Source organism: Polaromonas sp. (assembly GCF_030689685.1).
In the GTDB taxonomy this organism is placed as follows: Bacteria; Pseudomonadota; Gammaproteobacteria; order Burkholderiales; family Burkholderiaceae_C; genus Polaromonas.
In genome coordinates this window covers 56,655-73,630 of record NZ_JAUYEY010000007.1, presented here as the reverse complement: position 1 = coordinate 73,630, position 16,976 = coordinate 56,655, and the positions used below count along the sequence as shown (strand labels likewise).

Annotated in this window: 19 protein-coding genes; 14 read left to right on the top strand and 5 right to left on the bottom strand. The window is 62.3% G+C overall.

From position 1 onward, the window contains the following. Positions 1–62: 62 nt before the first annotated feature. The 6 genes from Q8O29_RS02020 to adk all read left to right on the top strand — a co-directional run bounded on the left by Q8O29_RS02020 (position 63) and on the right by adk (position 4,016). A complete protein-coding gene (locus Q8O29_RS02020; RefSeq protein ID WP_305560387.1) occupies positions 63–701 on the top strand; it encodes a MotA/TolQ/ExbB proton channel family protein in 639 nt (212 codons plus the stop codon). A 169-nt stretch (positions 702–870) separates the two neighbouring features. Then, positions 871–1,299 (top strand): biopolymer transporter ExbD, encoded by a 429-nt coding sequence (locus tag Q8O29_RS02015; protein WP_305560386.1) that lies wholly within the window; start codon positions 871–873, stop codon positions 1,297–1,299. Between the two features lie 2 nt (positions 1,300–1,301). Continuing rightward, positions 1,302–2,318 (top strand): tetraacyldisaccharide 4'-kinase, encoded by a 1,017-nt coding sequence (gene lpxK, locus Q8O29_RS02010; RefSeq protein ID WP_305560385.1) that lies wholly within the window; start codon positions 1,302–1,304, stop codon positions 2,316–2,318. Further along, positions 2,299–2,481: a Trm112 family protein gene (locus Q8O29_RS02005; protein ID WP_305560384.1), complete on the top strand. Its 183-nt coding sequence runs from the start codon at positions 2,299–2,301 to the stop codon at positions 2,479–2,481. Before lpxK ends, Q8O29_RS02005 begins: the two co-directional genes overlap by 20 nt. 10 nt (positions 2,482–2,491) lie before the next feature. Beyond that, the gene (gene kdsB, locus Q8O29_RS02000) at positions 2,492–3,250 is read left to right on the top strand and encodes a 3-deoxy-manno-octulosonate cytidylyltransferase (protein ID WP_305560383.1); all 759 of its coding nucleotides are present in this window, start codon (positions 2,492–2,494) and stop codon (positions 3,248–3,250) included. A 109-nt stretch (positions 3,251–3,359) separates the two neighbouring features. After that, complete coding sequence (adk, locus tag Q8O29_RS01995) at positions 3,360–4,016, top strand: adenylate kinase (protein ID WP_305560382.1); 657 nt, start codon at positions 3,360–3,362, stop codon at positions 4,014–4,016. A 67-nt stretch (positions 4,017–4,083) separates the two neighbouring features. Here adk and Q8O29_RS01990 read toward each other — a convergent pair whose 3' ends face one another. The 3 genes from Q8O29_RS01990 to Q8O29_RS01980 are packed head-to-tail and all read right to left on the bottom strand — an operon-like array spanning position 4,084 to position 5,988. Further along, complete coding sequence (locus Q8O29_RS01990; RefSeq protein WP_305560381.1) at positions 4,084–4,563, bottom strand: DUF6152 family protein; 480 nt, start codon at positions 4,561–4,563, stop codon at positions 4,084–4,086. Between the two features lie 23 nt (positions 4,564–4,586). Further along, positions 4,587–5,006 (bottom strand): hypothetical protein, encoded by a 420-nt coding sequence (locus tag Q8O29_RS01985; RefSeq protein WP_305560380.1) that lies wholly within the window; start codon positions 5,004–5,006, stop codon positions 4,587–4,589. A gap of 1 nt (position 5,007) precedes the next feature. Further along, positions 5,008–5,988 carry an asparaginase gene (locus Q8O29_RS01980; RefSeq protein ID WP_371134126.1) on the bottom strand — a complete coding sequence of 327 codons (981 nt, stop codon included), beginning with the start codon at positions 5,986–5,988 and terminating at the stop codon, positions 5,008–5,010. Positions 5,989–6,088: 100 nt separating this feature from the next. On the opposite strand from Q8O29_RS01980, the gene lexA reads away from it, so the two are divergent. The 3 genes from lexA to Q8O29_RS01965 all read left to right on the top strand — a co-directional run bounded on the left by lexA (position 6,089) and on the right by Q8O29_RS01965 (position 8,531). Continuing rightward, a complete protein-coding gene (lexA, locus tag Q8O29_RS01975; protein WP_305560378.1) occupies positions 6,089–6,778 on the top strand; it encodes a transcriptional repressor LexA in 690 nt (229 codons plus the stop codon). Positions 6,779–6,934: 156 nt separating this feature from the next. Then, positions 6,935–7,327 (top strand): hypothetical protein, encoded by a 393-nt coding sequence (locus tag Q8O29_RS01970; RefSeq protein ID WP_305560377.1) that lies wholly within the window; start codon positions 6,935–6,937, stop codon positions 7,325–7,327. 196 nt (positions 7,328–7,523) lie between these two features. Then, entirely contained in the window at positions 7,524–8,531 is a 1,008-nt protein-coding gene (locus Q8O29_RS01965; RefSeq protein ID WP_305560376.1) for a D-2-hydroxyacid dehydrogenase family protein, read from the top strand. A gap of 81 nt (positions 8,532–8,612) precedes the next feature. Here the strand turns inward: Q8O29_RS01965 and Q8O29_RS01960 are convergent, their stop codons facing one another. Next, positions 8,613–10,211, bottom strand: a complete 1,599-nt coding sequence (locus Q8O29_RS01960; RefSeq protein ID WP_305560375.1) for a hypothetical protein — start codon at positions 10,209–10,211, stop codon at positions 8,613–8,615. A gap of 257 nt (positions 10,212–10,468) precedes the next feature. On the opposite strand from Q8O29_RS01960, the gene Q8O29_RS01955 reads away from it, so the two are divergent. The 5 genes from Q8O29_RS01955 (at position 10,469) to Q8O29_RS01935 (ending at position 16,170) form a co-directional block, all read left to right on the top strand. Then, entirely contained in the window at positions 10,469–11,989 is a 1,521-nt protein-coding gene (locus tag Q8O29_RS01955) for a 3-hydroxyacyl-CoA dehydrogenase (protein ID WP_305560374.1), read from the top strand. Positions 11,990–12,151: 162 nt separating this feature from the next. Further along, positions 12,152–12,931, top strand: coding sequence for an oxepin-CoA hydrolase, alternative type (locus Q8O29_RS01950; RefSeq protein ID WP_305560373.1), 780 nt, complete (start codon positions 12,152–12,154; stop codon positions 12,929–12,931). A 108-nt stretch (positions 12,932–13,039) separates the two neighbouring features. Further along, positions 13,040–13,765 (top strand): Crp/Fnr family transcriptional regulator, encoded by a 726-nt coding sequence (locus Q8O29_RS01945; protein ID WP_305560372.1) that lies wholly within the window; start codon positions 13,040–13,042, stop codon positions 13,763–13,765. Positions 13,766–13,768: 3 nt separating this feature from the next. Continuing rightward, a complete protein-coding gene (locus tag Q8O29_RS01940) occupies positions 13,769–14,869 on the top strand; it encodes a phosphotransferase (RefSeq protein WP_305560371.1) in 1,101 nt (366 codons plus the stop codon). Positions 14,870–14,910: 41 nt separating this feature from the next. After that, a complete protein-coding gene (locus Q8O29_RS01935; protein ID WP_305560370.1) occupies positions 14,911–16,170 on the top strand; it encodes an acyl-CoA dehydrogenase family protein in 1,260 nt (419 codons plus the stop codon). Positions 16,171–16,282: 112 nt separating this feature from the next. Here Q8O29_RS01935 and Q8O29_RS01930 read toward each other — a convergent pair whose 3' ends face one another. Beyond that, entirely contained in the window at positions 16,283–16,963 is a 681-nt protein-coding gene (locus Q8O29_RS01930; RefSeq protein WP_305560369.1) for a hypothetical protein, read from the bottom strand. Positions 16,964–16,976 lie beyond the last annotated feature (13 nt).

Below are 16,976 nucleotides of genomic sequence, written 5' to 3'. Positions count from 1 at the left end.
GCGGGGCATGCCCATCGGGGTGGGCCATAATCCACAGCAATTATCAGCTTGGAGATTTGCCCTTGTTTTCGATCATACAAGCCGCAGGCTGGCCGATTTGGCCCCTTATTGCCTGCTCGATTTTGGCGTTGGCGCTGGTTATCGAGCGTTTTACCAGCCTCAAAACCGCCCGGATCGCACCGCCTAAATTACTGGACGAAGCCATCACCGTGTCACGCAATGGCGTGCCTGCCACCGACGTGGTGGCGCACCTGGAACAAAACTCCCTGCTCGGTGAGGTGCTCGCCAGCGGTTTCCGCGCCCTCAACACCAACCCACGCATCAGTGAAGGCGATTTGCGTTCAACGCTGGAAGGTGCAGGCCGGCGTGCCGCCCACACGCTGGAGCGTTACCTGGCGGCACTCGCCACCATTGCCTCGGCGGCGCCGCTGCTGGGCTTGCTGGGCACCGTCATTGGCATGATCGAGATTTTTGGCTCCCAAGCGGGCAGCGGCGGCGTGGCCAGCGCCAGCGGCGGCAACCCGGCGCAACTCGCGCAAGGCATTTCGATTGCGCTGTACAACACGGCCTTTGGATTGATCGTGGCGATTCCGGCGCTGATCTTTTGGCGCTATTTTCGGGCCCGAGTGGATGGCTACCTGCTGACAATGGAAATTGCGTCCGAGCGTTTTGTGCGGCATCTTAATACCCTGCGCAAATAATGGCCCCCACGCTTTTCACTGTGTGTAATACGCGAGGCCTTGCAGGCCGCTGCTCTGCGGAGCCTTCGCTTCTGTCGCCCGTCCAAACCTGCGCAGGCAGGTTCGGAGCCGCGGGCTCCAGCCCCGAGGGGGCTGTGCTTGCTTGGGGCGGCCCTGCGCTGCGCACATCATGAGGTTTCACGGCCCCTCCCGAGATGAACCGGAGATCAACCTGATCCCCTTCATCGACGTGTTGCTGGTGGTGCTGATTTTCCTGATGCTATCAACCACCTACAGCAAGTTCACCGAGCTGCAGATCAAACTCCCGGTGGCCGATGCCGACCAGCAGCGCGACTATCCCAAGGAAGTGATCGTCGCCGTCAGCAGCGACGGCCGCTACATGGTCAGCAAGATGCCGGTGGACGGCCGCAGCATCGAGACGCTGAGCGCGGCCATAACAGCGGCAGCCAAAGCCGGCAAGGACAGCGTCATCATCATCAGCGCCGATGCCAGCGCCACCCACCAGTCGGTGATCACGGTGATGGAAGCGGCGCGGCGCAGCGGCCTGACCCAGATCACCTTTGCCACCCAAAGCGCGGCCCAGGCCGGCGCCAAATAAACGTGCAAGCGCTGCTGCAGCGGGCCTGGCTGCGGCGCGGCCCGTTGGCGGGCCTGCTGTGGCCGGTGGCGCTGCTGTTCGGCGGTCTGGTGCGCTTGCGCCGCGCCCTGTACCGGTCCAAGCTGCTTCGCTCCGAAAAAATGTCTGTGCCGGTGGTGGTGGTTGGCAATGTGGTGGCCGGCGGCGCCGGCAAAACGCCCACCGTGATCGCGCTGGTTCAGCATTTGCAGGCGGCCGGCATCCGTACTGGCGTGGTCTCGCGCGGATACGGGCGCAGCAGCGATGCCTGCCTGGAGGTGTTGCCGACCACCCCGCCGCAACAATCGGGCGATGAACCTGCGCTGATCCAGCGCGCCACGCAAGCGCCGGTGTTTGTGGCGGCGCGCCGCGTTGATGCCGCACGCGCCCTGCTGGCGGCCCATCCGACCACGCAGCTCATCATCTGCGACGACGGCCTGCAGCATTACGCGCTGCAGCGCGACATCGAGATTGCCGTCTTTGACGAACGCGGCGCCGGCAACGGCTGGTTGCTGCCGGCTGGTCCGCTGCGTGAACCCTGGCCGCAGCGCGGCGCCAGCATCGACCTGGTGCTGCATACCGGCGCTGTGCCTGCCTTCCACGGCTTCAGCGCCGCACGGCGGCTGGCCGACCACGCGCTGCGCGCTGACGGCAGCCGCGTGACCTTGAGCAGCCTGGCCAGCACGGCATTAATTGCGCTGGCCGGCATTGCCAAACCTCAAGCTTTTTTTGACATGCTTCAGGCACACGGCCTGACCCTCGCGCAGACACGGGCGCTCGTCGATCACTATGATTTTGATAGCTACCCACGCCCGTCCGACAAGGGCTACACCCTGATTTGCACCGAAAAAGACGCGGTCAAGCTGTTTCCGCGGCAGCCGGACGTCCTCGCAGTGCCGCTGCTGTTTGAACCCGAGCCGGCTTTTTTTGCAGCCTTTGATACGCTGCTGGCAAGCCGGCTTTCTCTATTACCATCGTCCCATGGACACCAAACTGCTTGAACTGCTGGTCTGCCCCGTGACCAAGGGCCCGCTTGATTTCGACCGTGAAAAACAAGAATTGGTCTCGCGCAGTGCACGCCTGGCCTACCCGATACGCGACGGCCTGCCGGTAATGCTGGAAAACGAGGCCCGCGTTCTCACTGACGAAGAACTCGGCCTCTGATCTCTGCGGCATGAGCTTCACCGTCCTCATTCCCGCCCGCCTCGCCTCCACCCGCCTGCCCGACAAGCCGCTGGCTGACATTGCCGGCGTTCCGATGGTGGTGCGCGTGGCGCAACGTGCTGCGTTAAGTGGCGCCACGCGCGTTGTGGTGGCCACCGACAGCCCGCGCATCGCCGAAACCTGCGCGGCCTTCCAGGTCACGACGGTGATGACCCGTGCGGATCACCCGAGTGGCAGCGACCGCCTTGCCGAAGCCTGCAATTTGCTGCAACTCAGCGACGACGAGGTGGTGGTCAATGTGCAGGGCGACGAGCCGCTGATTGACCCCGCGCTGATCAACGCCGTGGCCGGCCTTCTTCCAGAGCGGCCCGATTGCGCCATGAGCACCGCCGCACACGCGATTACCACGCTGGCGGACCTGCACAACCCGAACGTGGTCAAGGTGGTGCTCGACGCACGCAACACCGCGCTCTATTTCAGCCGTGCGCCTATCCCCGCCGCGCGCGATGCCGGTGGCCAGGCCTGGTGGGGCGCCGGTAGCAGCCTGCCGCCGCCGCTGCGCCATGTCGGCATCTACGCCTACCGCACCGGCTTTTTGCGCCAGTTTCCGAAACTGCCGCAAGCGCCGCTGGAGCAACTGGAGGCCTTGGAACAGTTGCGTGCGCTCTGGCACGGCCATCACATTGCCGTTCACATCACCACCGATGCGCCGGGTCCCGGCGTGGACACGGCCGAAGATTTGGAACGTGTGCGCCGGCTGTTTGTGTAAGCCTGCCACAGGGCACGCATGCTATCCTTCAGAATAAGAAAAATGTGACGCTGGCACCCTGCAACAGGCCCGCGCTCAGCACTAAATTCATAAAAATCCGAGGACATCCATGAGACTGATTTTGTTGGGCGCGCCTGGCGCGGGCAAGGGCACACAGGCCACCTTCATCTGCCAGAAATACGGAATCCCCCAGATTTCCACCGGCGACATGTTGCGCGCCGCCGTCAAGGCCGGCTCACCGCTGGGCATCGAAGCCAAAAAAGTGATGGACTCGGGCGGCCTGGTCAGCGATGACCTGATCATCAACCTGGTGAAGGACCGCATCGCCCAGCCCGACTGCGCCAAGGGTTTTCTGTTCGATGGGTTTCCGCGCACGCTGCCGCAGGCCGACGCGATGAAGGCCGCCGGCGTCAAGCTTGATTACGTGCTGGAGATCGACGTGCCTTTCGAAGCCATCATCGAGCGCATGAGCGGACGCCGATCGCACCCGGCATCCGGCCGCACCTACCATGTCAAGTTCAATCCGCCCAAGACCGAAGGCAAAGACGATGTGAGCGGCGAGCCACTGATCCAGCGTGACGACGACAAGGAAGACACCGTGCGCAAGCGCCTGGAGGTCTACAGCGCGCAAACGCGTCCGCTGGTCGATTACTACTCGAACTGGGCCAAAGCCGAGCCCGCTGCGGCGCCGCAGTACCGCGCCATCAGCGGCATGGGTGGTGTTGATGAAATCACGGCGCGCGCCTTCAAGGCCCTGGCCGGCTGAACTTCTCGCGCCCACAAAAAAGGCCGTCCATCGACGGCCTTTTTTCATGCTTGTGGCTGCTGCGCCTTCATGCCGGGCTGGAGCGCAGCCCGTAGACCTTGCCGTCGGCAAACAGGTACTCAACGCGCAGAATCGCCTCACCTTTCTCGCCGGTAAAGGTAAAACCCAGCAGCGCGATCTGCGCGCCGGCCTTGATCTCGGCCACGTTCCAGGCCTGCATGCGTGTCAGGGGGGCCAGTTCAATTTCCCAGCGTTTGTCCTTGCGTGTGGGCACCACAGCCTTGGCCAGCAGCGCTTTGCCGTCCACCGGCGCGCTCTGCGCAGGCAAGGCGCGCTGCGCCAGATCGGCCGGCAACTTCAGGTTGGGAGAAACTTCGAGTTCAAGCTCGGCATGCGGGTTGCGCCACATCGACTTGACCACCCTGCCCTCCAGGTAAATCGGCCGGTCCTGGTCAAAACTGCTCCAGCCGTGGTGGGCCTGGGCCCAGGGGGCAGCGCCTGCCACGGGCAAAGCCAGGGACACTTTCAGTACATCACGTCGCTTCATGGTCAACTCCTTGTTGGCTCGTTTTACACATACGCAATCCATCGGCCACAGGCCACCACGGCCAGCCAGATCAGCGTGGACACCGCCATCTGCACCCGCGCCAGCGCGTCAAGTTTCTCCAGCGACGCTCGCCCGTGAAACCAGGCCGCATTACAACCCGCCGCCAATAACAACAGCATCTTCAGGGTAAAAGCCCGGTTGGCCAGCAGTTCGGCCGGCTGGGATGCAAACATCAGCAGGCCCGAGGCCGCCACTACCGAAAAACCAGTGAACGCGATGCCCAGGCTCAGCCGCGACAAGTCCTTCACCGGTAGCGCGGCGCCCAGACCGAACACGCGCAGCTCCAGCAGCACCAGGTTGCCCAGCAGCAGCGCAATGCCAATGATGTGCACCACCTCTAGCGCCGGGTAGGCCCAGACATGTGATCGCAGCGACTCGAACATCTCAGGCTTTAGCCACCTTAGACAGCAGCTCCAGCATCAGCGCCACACGCGCCTTGACCGGGCTCAGGCCCTGCGAATCGGCCAGTGCATCGCCGGCCTTGGGCAGCACCCGGCCTTCGAGACAGCGCGTGGCCCGGACCACCCGCACACCGCCGGCCTGCGCCTCCAGCAAGGCCACTTCCAGCGCGTGGTGCAAGGTGCCGTTGCCAGTGCCTGCCACCACCAGACCTTGCACCCCGTCGGCCGCCAGCGCGCGCACGGCGCGGCCATCGGCGCCGGCGTAATTCATGACAATTTCAACGCGCGGCCAGGACTGGTCCTGCGCTTCGATTGCTATGTTTTTTATAGCTAATGGCCCATATCCAGCATGGGCTGAAGGCCAATTTCGTAATAAACACAGGCGGTCTTCCTCAACGTAGCCGAGCGGGCCGGCGTCGCGGGAGCTGAAGGCATCGAGACGATAGGTATGGACTTTCTGCACATCGAAAGCGCCGTGGATAACGCCGGCGCAGACCGCCACCACGCCGCGCGCCCCAGCGTGCGACGCGACAGCCACGGCGTCCAGCATGTTTTGCGGCCCGTCGGGCGCCAGCGCCGTCGCCGGCCGCATCGCGCAGGTCAGCACCACCGGTTTGGCAGGGTCCAGCACCGCCTGCAGGAAAAACGCGGTTTCTTCCAGCGTGTCGGTGCCGTGCGTGATGACGATGCCCTGAACCTGGTCCTGTGCCAGCCAGTGCGCCACCCGCTGCGCCAGCGCGCGCCAGACGCCGAAGTCCATGTCTTTGCTGTCGACCTGGGCCACCTGCTCGCTGAGCAGTTCAAAGCGGCTGCTCGCCAGCGCAGGCAGCGCGGCAACAAGCTGGCCGATACCGACTTGAGCGGCGGTGTAGCCGAGGTTGTCGCCAGCCTGGGCTGCGGTGCCGGCAATCGTGCCGCCAGTGCCCAAAATCACGATCTTTTTGCTTTTGATCTTGCCGGACACTTGCATTCCTTAAAAAACTGGATGAAAATACAGCTACTGGTTATTAAAACAGCCTTGACCGATTCCCCCGCCGGTCACTGTTCCCCAAGGAGCCTACGCCATGAGCCTCATTGATTTTTCGGAAATGCCCAAACTCACTGCTCGCCAGCAACAAATCCTGGAACTGATCCAGAGCGCCATTGCGCGCACCGGCGCACCGCCGACTCGCGCCGAGATCGCCAATGAACTCGGCTTCAAGTCCGCCAACGCCGCTGAGGAGCACTTGCAGGCGCTGGCCCGCAAGGGCGTGATCGAGCTGGTCAGCGGCACCTCGCGCGGCATCCGCCTGCGCAGCGACGCTTTACGCTCCATCAACGAATCCCGCATCAAACAGTTCTCCCTGCCCTTGCAAAGCCTGGCCCAACTCGCCCTGCCTCTGGTGGGGCGGGTTGCGGCTGGCAGCCCCATTCTCGCGCAGGAGCATGTGGACCACACCTACTATTTCGAAAGCAGCCTGTTCCAGCGCAAGCCCGACTACCTGCTCAAGGTGCGCGGCATGAGCATGCGTGATGCCGGCATCATGGACGGCGACCTGCTGGCCGTGCAGCAGACCAAAGAGGCCAAGAATGGTCAGATCGTGGTTGCCCGCCTGGGCGACGAAGTCACGGTCAAACGCTTTCGCCGCAACAAGCACCTGATCGAGCTGCTGCCCGAAAACCCCGACTTCAAAACCATTGTGGTCGAGCCCGGTGAGCCTTTCGAGCTGGAGGGCCTGGCGGTCGGCCTGATCCGCAACACCATGCTGATGTAGCCAGCGGATGTGGCGGACGGCCCGGCTTCATGGCCCTCCGCAATTTCTTTCCGCGCAGCAGGTGGCGGGCGTTTGGTCTAAGTTGGCCAACACCCTGCTGCAGCGGATGTTCTGTTCTTGCAATCCTGCCTGTGTTTACCTCTCTCAGGAGTTTTCATGGGAATCGCCAGTTTTTCACGTTCACCACTGCTGTCTGTGCTGCTCGCGCCGTTGCAGGCGCTGGCCACCTTGTGGATGCCGGCTCAGCCGTCGGCTGCCGCACCGTCCTGCAGCCCGGTCCCGGCCTTCAAACGCTTTGCCGCCAATGACTCATCTGCTACAAAAATCATAGCTGGCAGCACCCGAAACACAAGGGCTACAGGTTCGAAACCTTGCCAAACGATGGTAAAAGCCACCACCCCGCGACGCCTTAAAGTTGTTCGCGAGTTTGAAGCCGGCATCAGCCCGTCCTGCGCGGGCCGCATGGTGATTTCAGGCCGCATGGCCGATGTCTGCGCCGAGCTGGACCGCATGGCCCAGCGGGAAACCGCGCAAGCTCAGGCCGCCTGAGGCCAGGTGCCGGGTCGTTGCCGCCGAGCCTGGCGCTGGCGATGCTTTGCGCGGGACCACGGCGAAGAGCAAACGGACAGGCGCGTGAAGCCGGCTCATGCCTTTGCGCTACCGCGCCTCATAAAACGATTGCGTTCTGCTACATCTTGCGGCGCTGCCTCCTCGTGGTGGCAGAACTTGCAGGCACAATATCGGCATGAATATTGTGATCCTTGACGACTATCAGGATGCGGTCCGCAAACTCGCCTGCGCAGCCAAACTCGATGCCTACCAGGCCAAGGTCTACACCAACACTGTCAAAGGCATCGGCCAGCTTTCCGTGCGTCTCAAGGACGCCGATGTGGTCGTGTTGATCCGGGAACGCACCCATCTGCAGCGCCAGTTGATCGAAAAACTCCCTAAACTCAAGATGATTGCGCAGACCGGCCGCGTGGGTAGCCACGTCGACGTCGGTGCCTGCACCGAGCGCGGCATTGTGGTCGCCGAAGGCGTGGGTTCACCGACGGCGCCAGCCGAACTGACCTGGGCCTTGATCATGGCCGCGATGCGTCGCATTCCCCACTACGTGTCCCACCTCAAACACGGCGCCTGGCAGCAGGCCGGCTTGAAAAACGCCTCCATGCCAGCCAATTTCGGCGTCGGCTCGGTGCTCAAGGGCAAGGTGCTCGGCATCTGGAGTTACGGCAAGATCGGCCAGATCGTTGCCGGTTACGGCCGCGCCTTCGGCATGCGGGTGCTGGTCTGGGGCAGCCAGGCCTCGCGCGCACGCGCCCAGGCGGACGGCTTTGAAGTGGCATCGTCCAAAGCCGAGTTTTTTCAGGACAGTGACGTCCTGACCCTGCACCTGCGTCTGACGGACGACACGCGCGGAGTGATCACGCTTGAAGACCTGGCGCGCATGAAGCCTTCATCGGTGCTGGTCAACACCTCTCGCGCCGAGTTGATCGAACCGGAAGCGCTGATCGCCGGACTGAATCGCGGTCGCCCCGGGCTGGCGGCCGTGGACGTGTTCGAATCTGAGCCTATCCTGCAGGGGCATGCGCTGCTGCGCCTGGAAAACTGCATCTGCACCCCGCACATCGGCTACGTGGAGCAGGAAAGTTATGAGATGTATTTCGGCGCAGCCTTTGACAACGTGGTGAACTTCATCAAAGGCACACCCACCAACATCGTCAATCCCGGCGCCCTGCAGGTTCGCAGGTAAAAGCCATCTGGCATCTGGCATCTGGCCCAAAGGCGCCAAGTGTCCAGCCGTTCAAGATAAGCCATGCCGGCCATCGGCCTGTCAGGCCCTGCTTAGATCATCCGGCCTGAAACCGGTGTCGTAGTCATCAAAGTCAACCAGAGAATCGAACGCCGTGGGCTCTTTGGGCGCACGCGCTGAGGTCGACCTCGCCGCCGCGCGGACATGGCTACCCGGCATTTTGTCGGGATTGGCACCACCTGACAACTGGTTTAAATCAATGTCCAGACCCAAGCGCGGCGAAGACCTCGGCTGCATGGCGAGATCGGGCCAGTGCGTGTCCATCGTGCTATCGGTGGGTTCAGCCTGCAGGTCGATAATTTCGCGGGCCACCGCATGCAGCAGCAGCAGCTCACGGTAGGCCTCCAGGTCCAACACTTCGGCGGGGTTGCCTGGCTCGCGGAAAAGCGTGTTGTCGATGATGTCAAACACGTGGCGCTTCGGCCAAGCCGCTTCAATCCGGTCCATAACCGCTGTGTAAGCCGCCGCATTGGGGCCGATGGCGGTGTAGCTGTCAAAAGGCGCTATCTGCGTATTGAACACCTGGTTGAAGTCGGTGCGAAGGACTTCGTAATCCTCCCGGTTGCCGGTCTGATGGTACAAGTCCAGCAGATCCAGATAAACAAGGGCGCTGGTCTTGACGTTGTTGACAAGGTGCTTGCGAAGCAGGGCAATGGCTTTGTCCTGCTGCCCCAGCGAGCTGAAAAATTCCACCTGTTGCTGCAAGTCAAAGATTTCCGGCACCTTGACGGTGCGGGGAACAAAAGGCACGCTGACCGAAAATTTGGCGCGGTCTCGCCGTGCCAAAGGCGGTACCGAGTCTTGCGGGGGACGGATGGAAGGCGGCGGGCGACGCTTCAGATCGTCAAACAATGATTCGTCAATGTCCAGGTCCACACTGCTGGTCGCGGGCGTGTCAGGCAACATGCCCGGCAGCGAGCCTTGCAGCGGCTGAACAGGGGTGCGCCGGCGCAAAAGGAGAAAAAACAAGCCGCCCAGTGTCAGAAACAGCAGGCCACCCAAGCCATACACCCATTGCTTACCGTAACGCCCGCTCTGGGCCAGTTGAAGCTGTTCCTTGCTTGCATCCAACGCCGACTGGGTGTTCTGCAGCTCGTCACGCAACTGGCGCAATTCGCCCTCCAGGGCTTGGATCTTTTCAATGCCCTGCGGGTTATCTTGAGTTGCTCCCGACAGGGGGGTGCCACCCACCTGCGACGAGGCATCAGCGCCCGGAGCAATTGAACGCGGCTTGGCGGCTGCAAGCACCACATAGCGACGCACGGTTTTTTGCACGCAACCGGCGCGCAGATGAACCGTGACCACCGGCCCTTCAACAAGCGAGGTGGAACGAATACGTATCAGCGACTGCTGTGCATTGGAGGATTTTTCCAGCGACACCTGAACCTGTGATTTGTCCAGTTGCTTGTCCACATAAAAAACACTCGCCTCCAGACACAAGGCCTGTTGATCATCGCCTGATTCGAGCATCATCTGCACGGAGATGTCCAGCGGCTGACCCAGCACAGCCGAGCGGGTATTGGGCCCCAGCGTGATGGCCAAGGCTCCCGCCGCCGCACACATGCCCAGGCCGACAGCAAGAAGACAGCGCTTTTTGAACAAATGTAAAAAGATAATCACTTGGCTGATTCTGGCATAGCCCAACTTCATAAAAGAACGCGCAGACAGGGTGCACGGACTTCAAACCAGACAGGCCTGAAATAATGGACCGAGCGTTTCATGAAAATACCAGGGACCACCGCCAACTGTAAGGAGCCGTAACGCCTGTCGAACAAGTTTACCCCTTGCAGGGATGCGGCAAAACTATATCTCAGGGTAAAAATGCACTGAGATTTCGCCCGCAAGCCCCCTCTAGTGCTGCGTGATAATACTTTTCCATGAACCCACTCTATAAAACTGTAGGCATTGTTGGCACTGGCGCCATGGGCCGAGGCATCGCCCAACTGGCAGCGCAAGCAGGCAGCCTGGTCAGGTTGTTTGATGCACAAACCGAGGCCGCCGGCCAGGCGCGCGACGCGCTGCTCATCCAGTGGGACAAGCTGGTTGACAAAGGCCGTCTGGACCCCGCATTGGCGACCACCTACAAGGCCCGTCTGCTGCCGGCCGCCGGACTGGAGGCCCTGTCCGATTGCGATCTGGTGGTCGAGGCCGTTGTAGAACATTTGGATGTAAAAAAATCACTGTTTTTATCGTTGGAAAATGTTATTTCTCCGCAAGCCGTTTTGGCCACCAACACATCTTCGCTGTCCGTCACGGCTATTGCCGCCGGATTGAAGCACCCTGACCGCTTTGCCGGCTATCATTTTTTCAACCCCGTGCCGCTCATGAAGGTGGTAGAGGTGATTGCCGGGCTGAAGACGAGCGCAGCCACCTGTGAGGGCCTTGCCGCGTACGCGCGCCAAATGGGGCACACGCCGGTGCAGGCCCAGGACACGCCCGGCTTCATCGTCAACCACGCCGGGCGCGGCTATGGCACAGAGGCCTTGCGCGTGGTCAGCGAAGGCATTGCCGATTTCGCCACCATAGACCGCATCCTCAAGGACCAGGCCGGCTTCAAGCTCGGCCCGTTCGAGCTGATGGATCTGACCGCGCTGGATGTGTCACACCCGGTCATGGAGTCGGTCTACCAGCAGTATTACGACGAGCCGCGTTACCGCCCCAGTGTGATCACCGCGCAGCGCCTGGCCGGCGGCATGCTGGGCCGCAAAACCGGTGAAGGTTTTTACCGCTACCAGGACGGCGCCGCCCAGCTCGCGCCTGAACCACCGGCCCCGACCGTCGCCGAGATGCCACCGGCCTGGGTCTCGCCGCGCGCCGCACGCCGTTCGGAGTTGCTGCAGTTGCTGAAGAACCTGGGCGCGAACATCGAAACCGGTGCCTCGCCCTCAATGAACGCGCTGGTGCTGGTGGCGCCACTGGGCTTTGACATCACCACGGTGGCGGTGGTCGAGCGGCTGGACCCCGCCAGAACCATAGGCATCGACATGCTGATCGACGATGCGGCTACCAAGCGCCGCGTGCTGGCCACCAACCCTGCCACCCGCAGCGACATGCGCGATGCCGCGCACGCCCTGTTTGCGCTTGATGGCAAGGCCGTCAGCGTGATCCGCGACAGCGGCGGCTTCGTGACACAGCGTGTGGTGGCCACCATCGTCAACATCGCCAGTGACATCTGCCAACAGGGCATCTGCACCCCCAAAGACCTGGAAACCGCAGTCACGCTCGGCCTCGGTTATCCACTGGGGCCGCTGGCCATGGGCGACCGCTACGGTCCGACCAACATCCTGGAAGTGCTGTTCAACATGCAAACGGTCTACGGCGACCCGCGTTACCGCCCTTCCCCGTGGCTGCGCCGGCGCGGCGCCATCGGCCTGAGCCTGATGCACCAAGAACCATGACTCCCCCCCGTCGGATGCTCACTGCGTGTAGCACCTTCCCCCCTCAAGGGGGCGGCGCCTGTGGACCGGCGAAGCTGGATCCACGGCCCCTGCTTGCAAGGCACTGTGCAAAGGGCCGAGTTCCGCACGCCCTCCCCATTTCGCTGGATTGGAACAACTAACATGGCAGGCGCACTCAAAAGCACCAGCGACGGCGCCACGCTGGTGCTGACCCTGAGCAACCCGGACGTCCGCAATGCCTTGAGCCCGGAGATTTACGCCGCCGGTGTCGAGGCGCTCAACGCTGCCGAAAACAACCCGGAGATCCGCAGCGTGGTGATCACCGGCGAAGGCAGCACCTTCTGCGCGGGCGGTAACCTGCAGCGCCTGCTGGCCAACCGTGAGCAGCCGCAGGAGGTGCAGGCGCAAAGCATTAACGGCCTGCATAGCTGGATCGATTCGATACGCACCTTTCCCAAGCCGGTCATCGCGGCTGTTGAGGGCGCGGCGGCGGGTGCCGGGTTTTCACTGGCACTGGCCTGCGACTTCGTGGTTGCTGCCGACAACGCCGTGTTTGTCATGGCTTACAGCAGCGTCGCGCTGTCGCCAGATGGTGGCGGCAGTTGGGCATTGAGCCGCGCCCTGCCGCGCCAGGCGGTGACCGAATTGCTGATGTGTGGGGAGCGTATCAGTGCGCAGCGGCTACAGGCGCTCGGGCTGGTCAACCGTTGTGTGACCCCCGGCGATGCACTGAGCGAAGCCCTTAAGCTGGCGGACACACTCAACACCCGTGCGCCCAATGCACTGGCGAGCATCAAGGAACTGATCAACGACGCCTCAGGCAGCACCCTGGGCCAGCAGATGGACGCCGAGCGTGCGCACTTCGTGCGCAATCTGCACCAGCCCAACGGCGGCGAAGGCATCTCGGCCTTCCTTGAAAAACGCACGCCCCGTTACGACTGAGCAGCCGGCAGCACGTGGCTGCACGGACACCGAGGCGACAGGTGGGCGTCACCAACGTCGTCGCTGGCGCGACAATAGAAGCCTTGTGAGTCACCCAAAAGACAGGCCATGGACGATCCCATTCTTACGATAGACGAACGAGAAGCCATCAACGGTGGCCGTTGGTTTTCATCTCTCTCCCCCTCACTCAGGCACGACATACTTCGATGCGCTTACGTCCAACGATTCAAGGATGCCGAACTGATCGCCGCCCGCGGCGACCCGCCGGAACAATGGATTGCCTGCGCCAAAGGTGCGGTGCGCGTGAGTTCGACCTCGATCTCGGGCAAGCAGATCACCCTGACCTATGTGGAGCCGGGTATCTGGTTCGGCGATGTGGCGATCTTCGACGGCGACCGGCGCACCCACGACGCCTATGCGCATGGCGAAACCACCATCCTGTGCGTGGCCAAAGCCGATTTCAAAAAAATCCTGGCGACGCATGTGGAGCTGTACGAAGCGATGCTGCGCCTGCATGCGCGCCGCATCCGCCAGCTTTACGGCTTGGTGGAAGACCTGAACACCCTGCCCCTGCGCGCGCGGCTGGCCAAACAGCTGCTGCACCTGGTGCGCAGTTACGGCGTCAGCAGCCTCAGCGACGGACGCGAGGTGCGCATTGGCCTGCAACTGGCGCAGGAAGAGCTGGCACAACTGCTGGGTGCCTCGCGCCAGCGCGTGAACCAGGAGCTCAAGGCCATGGAGCGCGAGGATGCGATCCGCATCGAGCCCGGCGGTTTGGTGGTGCGCAACCGCGAAGCCTTGCTGCGTATTTCTGAAGCCGATCTGGAAAGATAAAGCATGGGCAACTTCGACCATTTCCTGGGCACGCGCGAGGTCTCGGGCCAACATGCCTTTGATATCGCCGCGCTCAGCGCTTACCTCGATAAAAACCTCGACGGCTTTGAAGGTCCGCTGAGCGCCGAAATCTTCAAGGGTGGCCAGTCGAACCCGACCTACAAGCTGATCACCCCGGCACGCGCCTACGTGATGCGCGCCAAACCCGGCCCGGTGGCCAAACTGCTGCCCTCGGCACATGCGGTCGAGCGCGAATTCAAGGTCATGAGCGGCCTGCAGGACACCGACGTGCCGGTGGCAAAAATGTACTGCCTGTGCGAGGACGAGGCCGTGATCGGCCGCGCCTTTTACGTGATGGAATTTGTCGAGGGCCGCGTTTTGTGGGACCAGTCGCTGCCCGGTATGACAAATACTGAGCGCGCCGAGATCTACACCGAGATGAACCGCGTGATCGCCGCTCTGCACAAGGTGAAGTTTGCCGAACGCGGGCTGGCCGACTACGGCAAGCCCGGCAATTACTTTGAGCGCCAGATCGGCCGCTGGAGCAAGCAGTACACCGCCTCCATCACCGAACCCATCCCCGAGATGGACCAGCTGATGGCCTGGTTGCCAGCCAACATTCCGGCCAGCGCGCGGGATGGGGCCATGGTCTCCATCGTGCATGGCGACTTCCGGCTCGATAACCTGATGTTCCACCCGACCGAACCACGCGTGCTGGCGGTGCTCGACTGGGAACTGTCCACCCTCGGCCACCCGCTGGCCGACTTCAGCTACCACTGCATGGCCTGGCACATTCCGCCGGGCGCTTTCCGCGGCATCGGCGGCCTGGACGTCGTCAGCCTGGGCATTCCGACGGAAGCCGAGTACATCCGTCTGTACTGCGAACGCACCGGTTTTGCCAGCCCCGCGCTGGTCAAGGCCGATTGGAATTTTTACCTCGCCTACAACCTGTTCCGCCTCGCCGCGATTTTGCAGGGCATCGCCAAACGCGTCGAGGCCGGCACCGCCGCCAGTGCCCAGGCCGTTGCTTCGGCCAAAGGCGCACCGGCACTGGCGCGCATGGCCTGGGACTTTGCACAGAAGAGCCAATCACAGAGCACTTGAAGCTCTTCCCTATCACGACGACGCCACTTCAGGAGATAACCATGGATTTCAACTACACCCCCAAGGTCCAGGACATGCAGGCCCGCCTGCTGGCCTTCATGGACCAGCATGTTTACCCGAACGAGGCGCGTTTCTTCCGCGAAATCGCCGAGAACCGCGCCAAGGGCAATGCCTGGATTCCGACCACCCTCATTGAAGAGCTCAAGCCCAAGGCCAGAGCCGCCGAGCTGTGGAACCTGTTTTTGCCGCACTCCCCGCGTGCACCGGAGGGCCTGTCCAACCTGGAATACGCGCCGCTCTGCGAGATCATGGGGCGTGTGCCTTTTGCACCCGAGATTTTCAACTGCTCGGCGCCCGACACCGGCAACATGGAAACCATTGCGCGTTACGGTTCTGAAGCCAACAAGGACCGCTGGCTCGAACCCCTGCTCAAGGGCGAGATCCGCTCGGCCTTTCTGATGACCGAGCCCGAAGTGGCCTCCTCGGACGCGACCAACATCCAATGCCGCATCGAGCGTGACGGCGACGACTACGTGATCAACGGCCTGAAATGGTGGTCGTCCGGCGCGGGCGATCCACGCTGTGCGATCTACATCGTGATGGGCAAGACCAACCCCGACGCCGGTCGCCATGAGCAGCAGTCCATGATTCTGGTGCCGGCCAATGCGCCTGGCATCACCGTGATCCGCCCTCTGAGTGTGTTCGGCTACGACGACGCGCCGCACGGCCACATGGAAGTGCGGCTGGCCAATGTGCGGGTGCCGGTGGGAAACCTGCTGCTTGGCGAAGGCCGTGGTTTTGAAATCGCGCAAGGCCGCCTTGGCCCCGGACGCATCCACCACTGCATGCGCAGCATCGGCATTGCCGAGCGCGCGCTCGAGCTGATGTGCAAACGCCTGAACAGCCGCGTGGCTTTCGGCAAGCCGGTGGCGCGCCAGTCGGTCTGGCACGAACGCATTGCCGACGCCCGCTGCATGATCGACCAGGCCCGCTTGCTGACGCTGAAAGCCGCCTACATGATGGACACCGTGGGCAACAAGGTCGCCAAGGCAGAGATCGCGATGATCAAGGTGGTGGCGCCCAACATGGCCTGCCAGATCATCGACTGGGCGATCCAGGCGCATGGCGGCGGTGGTGTATCGGACGACTTCCCGTTGGCTTATGCCTATGCGCACCAACGCACCCTGCGCCTGGCCGATGGCCCGGACGAAGTGCACCGCGCCTCACTGGCCAAGCTGGAGCTGGCGAAACATCTGAGCCTGCCGGGCGAGGTCGAGATGCCGATCACGCGCGGCAGCTAAACCTCAATTCGCTATAACTTTTATAGCTGTTGGCGCCCGTCCCTGAAGGGCTGGCGCCATTTTTTATTAGAAATTACCCGTGGTTTCCTGACACAGGGTAGACCGACCCGGATCAAAGTGAAATATCAGGCTTGGCGCCAACCAGCGCAGCTTCGCAGGCACTGGTGAAAATCACCGCAGCATGCTGCAGGGTGGCAATATCGCCTGGGCTGTACTGCATGCGCAGGTAAGCCTTTCCGCGCAGCAACATGAGGATGAACGGCGTTTGTGCACTAACCCCCGGTTGCGGCCAGTGCAGCAGCAACTCTGCCAGGTTGCTGTCTATCCAGGCCAGCGCGTGGTCGCGCTGATCAGCCAACACCGTGTAGCGCTCCCAGAAATCCGGTACCAGACTGCTCCAGCCAAACTCTTCATACATGGCCAGCCAGCGCATTTCTTCCGGCAGGCTGGGGTCGGCGGTGGTTTGCAGTGTGTCGGTGTAAATCGCGTAGGCCCGCTTTTCCAGCGTCTCCTTGAGCGGGCGGCTCATGATCAGCACCGACATGTCGCCATCGACGCCAAGCTCAGCCCGGGCACGCAACTCTTCACCGCGGATGTAGTCGCGCGCGGAAGCGCCGCTTTCGAGCTTCCAGGGTTTGCCCCGGATTTTCCCGCTGAGCACCCAGCCCTGGTCTTTTCCCTGACTAGAGTAGCTGAATCCATGCGTGCCAGCCCACTCTGACACCGCGTCGGCGCGCACCATCTCAGGGGGCGCAGCGCTCGGTGCAAAGACTCTCTTCAGGCGCTCAAACATGATTCGGGCATTT

Excerpts from the sequence above, each read along its gene's own strand:
- Q8O29_RS01990 (WP_305560381.1), bottom strand. The coding sequence starts at position 4,563 with ATGAAGCGACGTGATGTACTGAAAGTGTCCCTGGCTTTGCCCGTGGCA.
- Q8O29_RS01965 (WP_305560376.1), top strand. The coding sequence starts at position 7,524 with ATGAATATTGTGATCCTTGACGACTATCAGGATGCGGTCCGCAAACTC.
- Q8O29_RS01970 (WP_305560377.1), top strand. The coding sequence starts at position 6,935 with ATGGGAATCGCCAGTTTTTCACGTTCACCACTGCTGTCTGTGCTGCTC.
- Q8O29_RS01945 (WP_305560372.1), top strand. The coding sequence starts at position 13,040 with ATGGACGATCCCATTCTTACGATAGACGAACGAGAAGCCATCAACGGT.
- Q8O29_RS01940 (WP_305560371.1), top strand. The coding sequence starts at position 13,769 with ATGGGCAACTTCGACCATTTCCTGGGCACGCGCGAGGTCTCGGGCCAA.
- Q8O29_RS01930 (WP_305560369.1), bottom strand. The coding sequence starts at position 16,963 with ATGTTTGAGCGCCTGAAGAGAGTCTTTGCACCGAGCGCTGCGCCCCCT.
- Q8O29_RS01935 (WP_305560370.1), top strand. The coding sequence starts at position 14,911 with ATGGATTTCAACTACACCCCCAAGGTCCAGGACATGCAGGCCCGCCTG.
- Q8O29_RS01950 (WP_305560373.1), top strand. The coding sequence starts at position 12,152 with ATGGCAGGCGCACTCAAAAGCACCAGCGACGGCGCCACGCTGGTGCTG.
- adk (WP_305560382.1), top strand. The coding sequence starts at position 3,360 with ATGAGACTGATTTTGTTGGGCGCGCCTGGCGCGGGCAAGGGCACACAG.
- kdsB (WP_305560383.1), top strand. The coding sequence starts at position 2,492 with ATGAGCTTCACCGTCCTCATTCCCGCCCGCCTCGCCTCCACCCGCCTG.
- lexA (WP_305560378.1), top strand. The coding sequence starts at position 6,089 with ATGAGCCTCATTGATTTTTCGGAAATGCCCAAACTCACTGCTCGCCAG.
- Q8O29_RS01955 (WP_305560374.1), top strand. The coding sequence starts at position 10,469 with ATGAACCCACTCTATAAAACTGTAGGCATTGTTGGCACTGGCGCCATG.
- Q8O29_RS01985 (WP_305560380.1), bottom strand. The coding sequence starts at position 5,006 with ATGTTCGAGTCGCTGCGATCACATGTCTGGGCCTACCCGGCGCTAGAG.
- Q8O29_RS02005 (WP_305560384.1), top strand. The coding sequence starts at position 2,299 with ATGGACACCAAACTGCTTGAACTGCTGGTCTGCCCCGTGACCAAGGGC.
- Q8O29_RS02015 (WP_305560386.1), top strand. The coding sequence starts at position 871 with ATGAGGTTTCACGGCCCCTCCCGAGATGAACCGGAGATCAACCTGATC.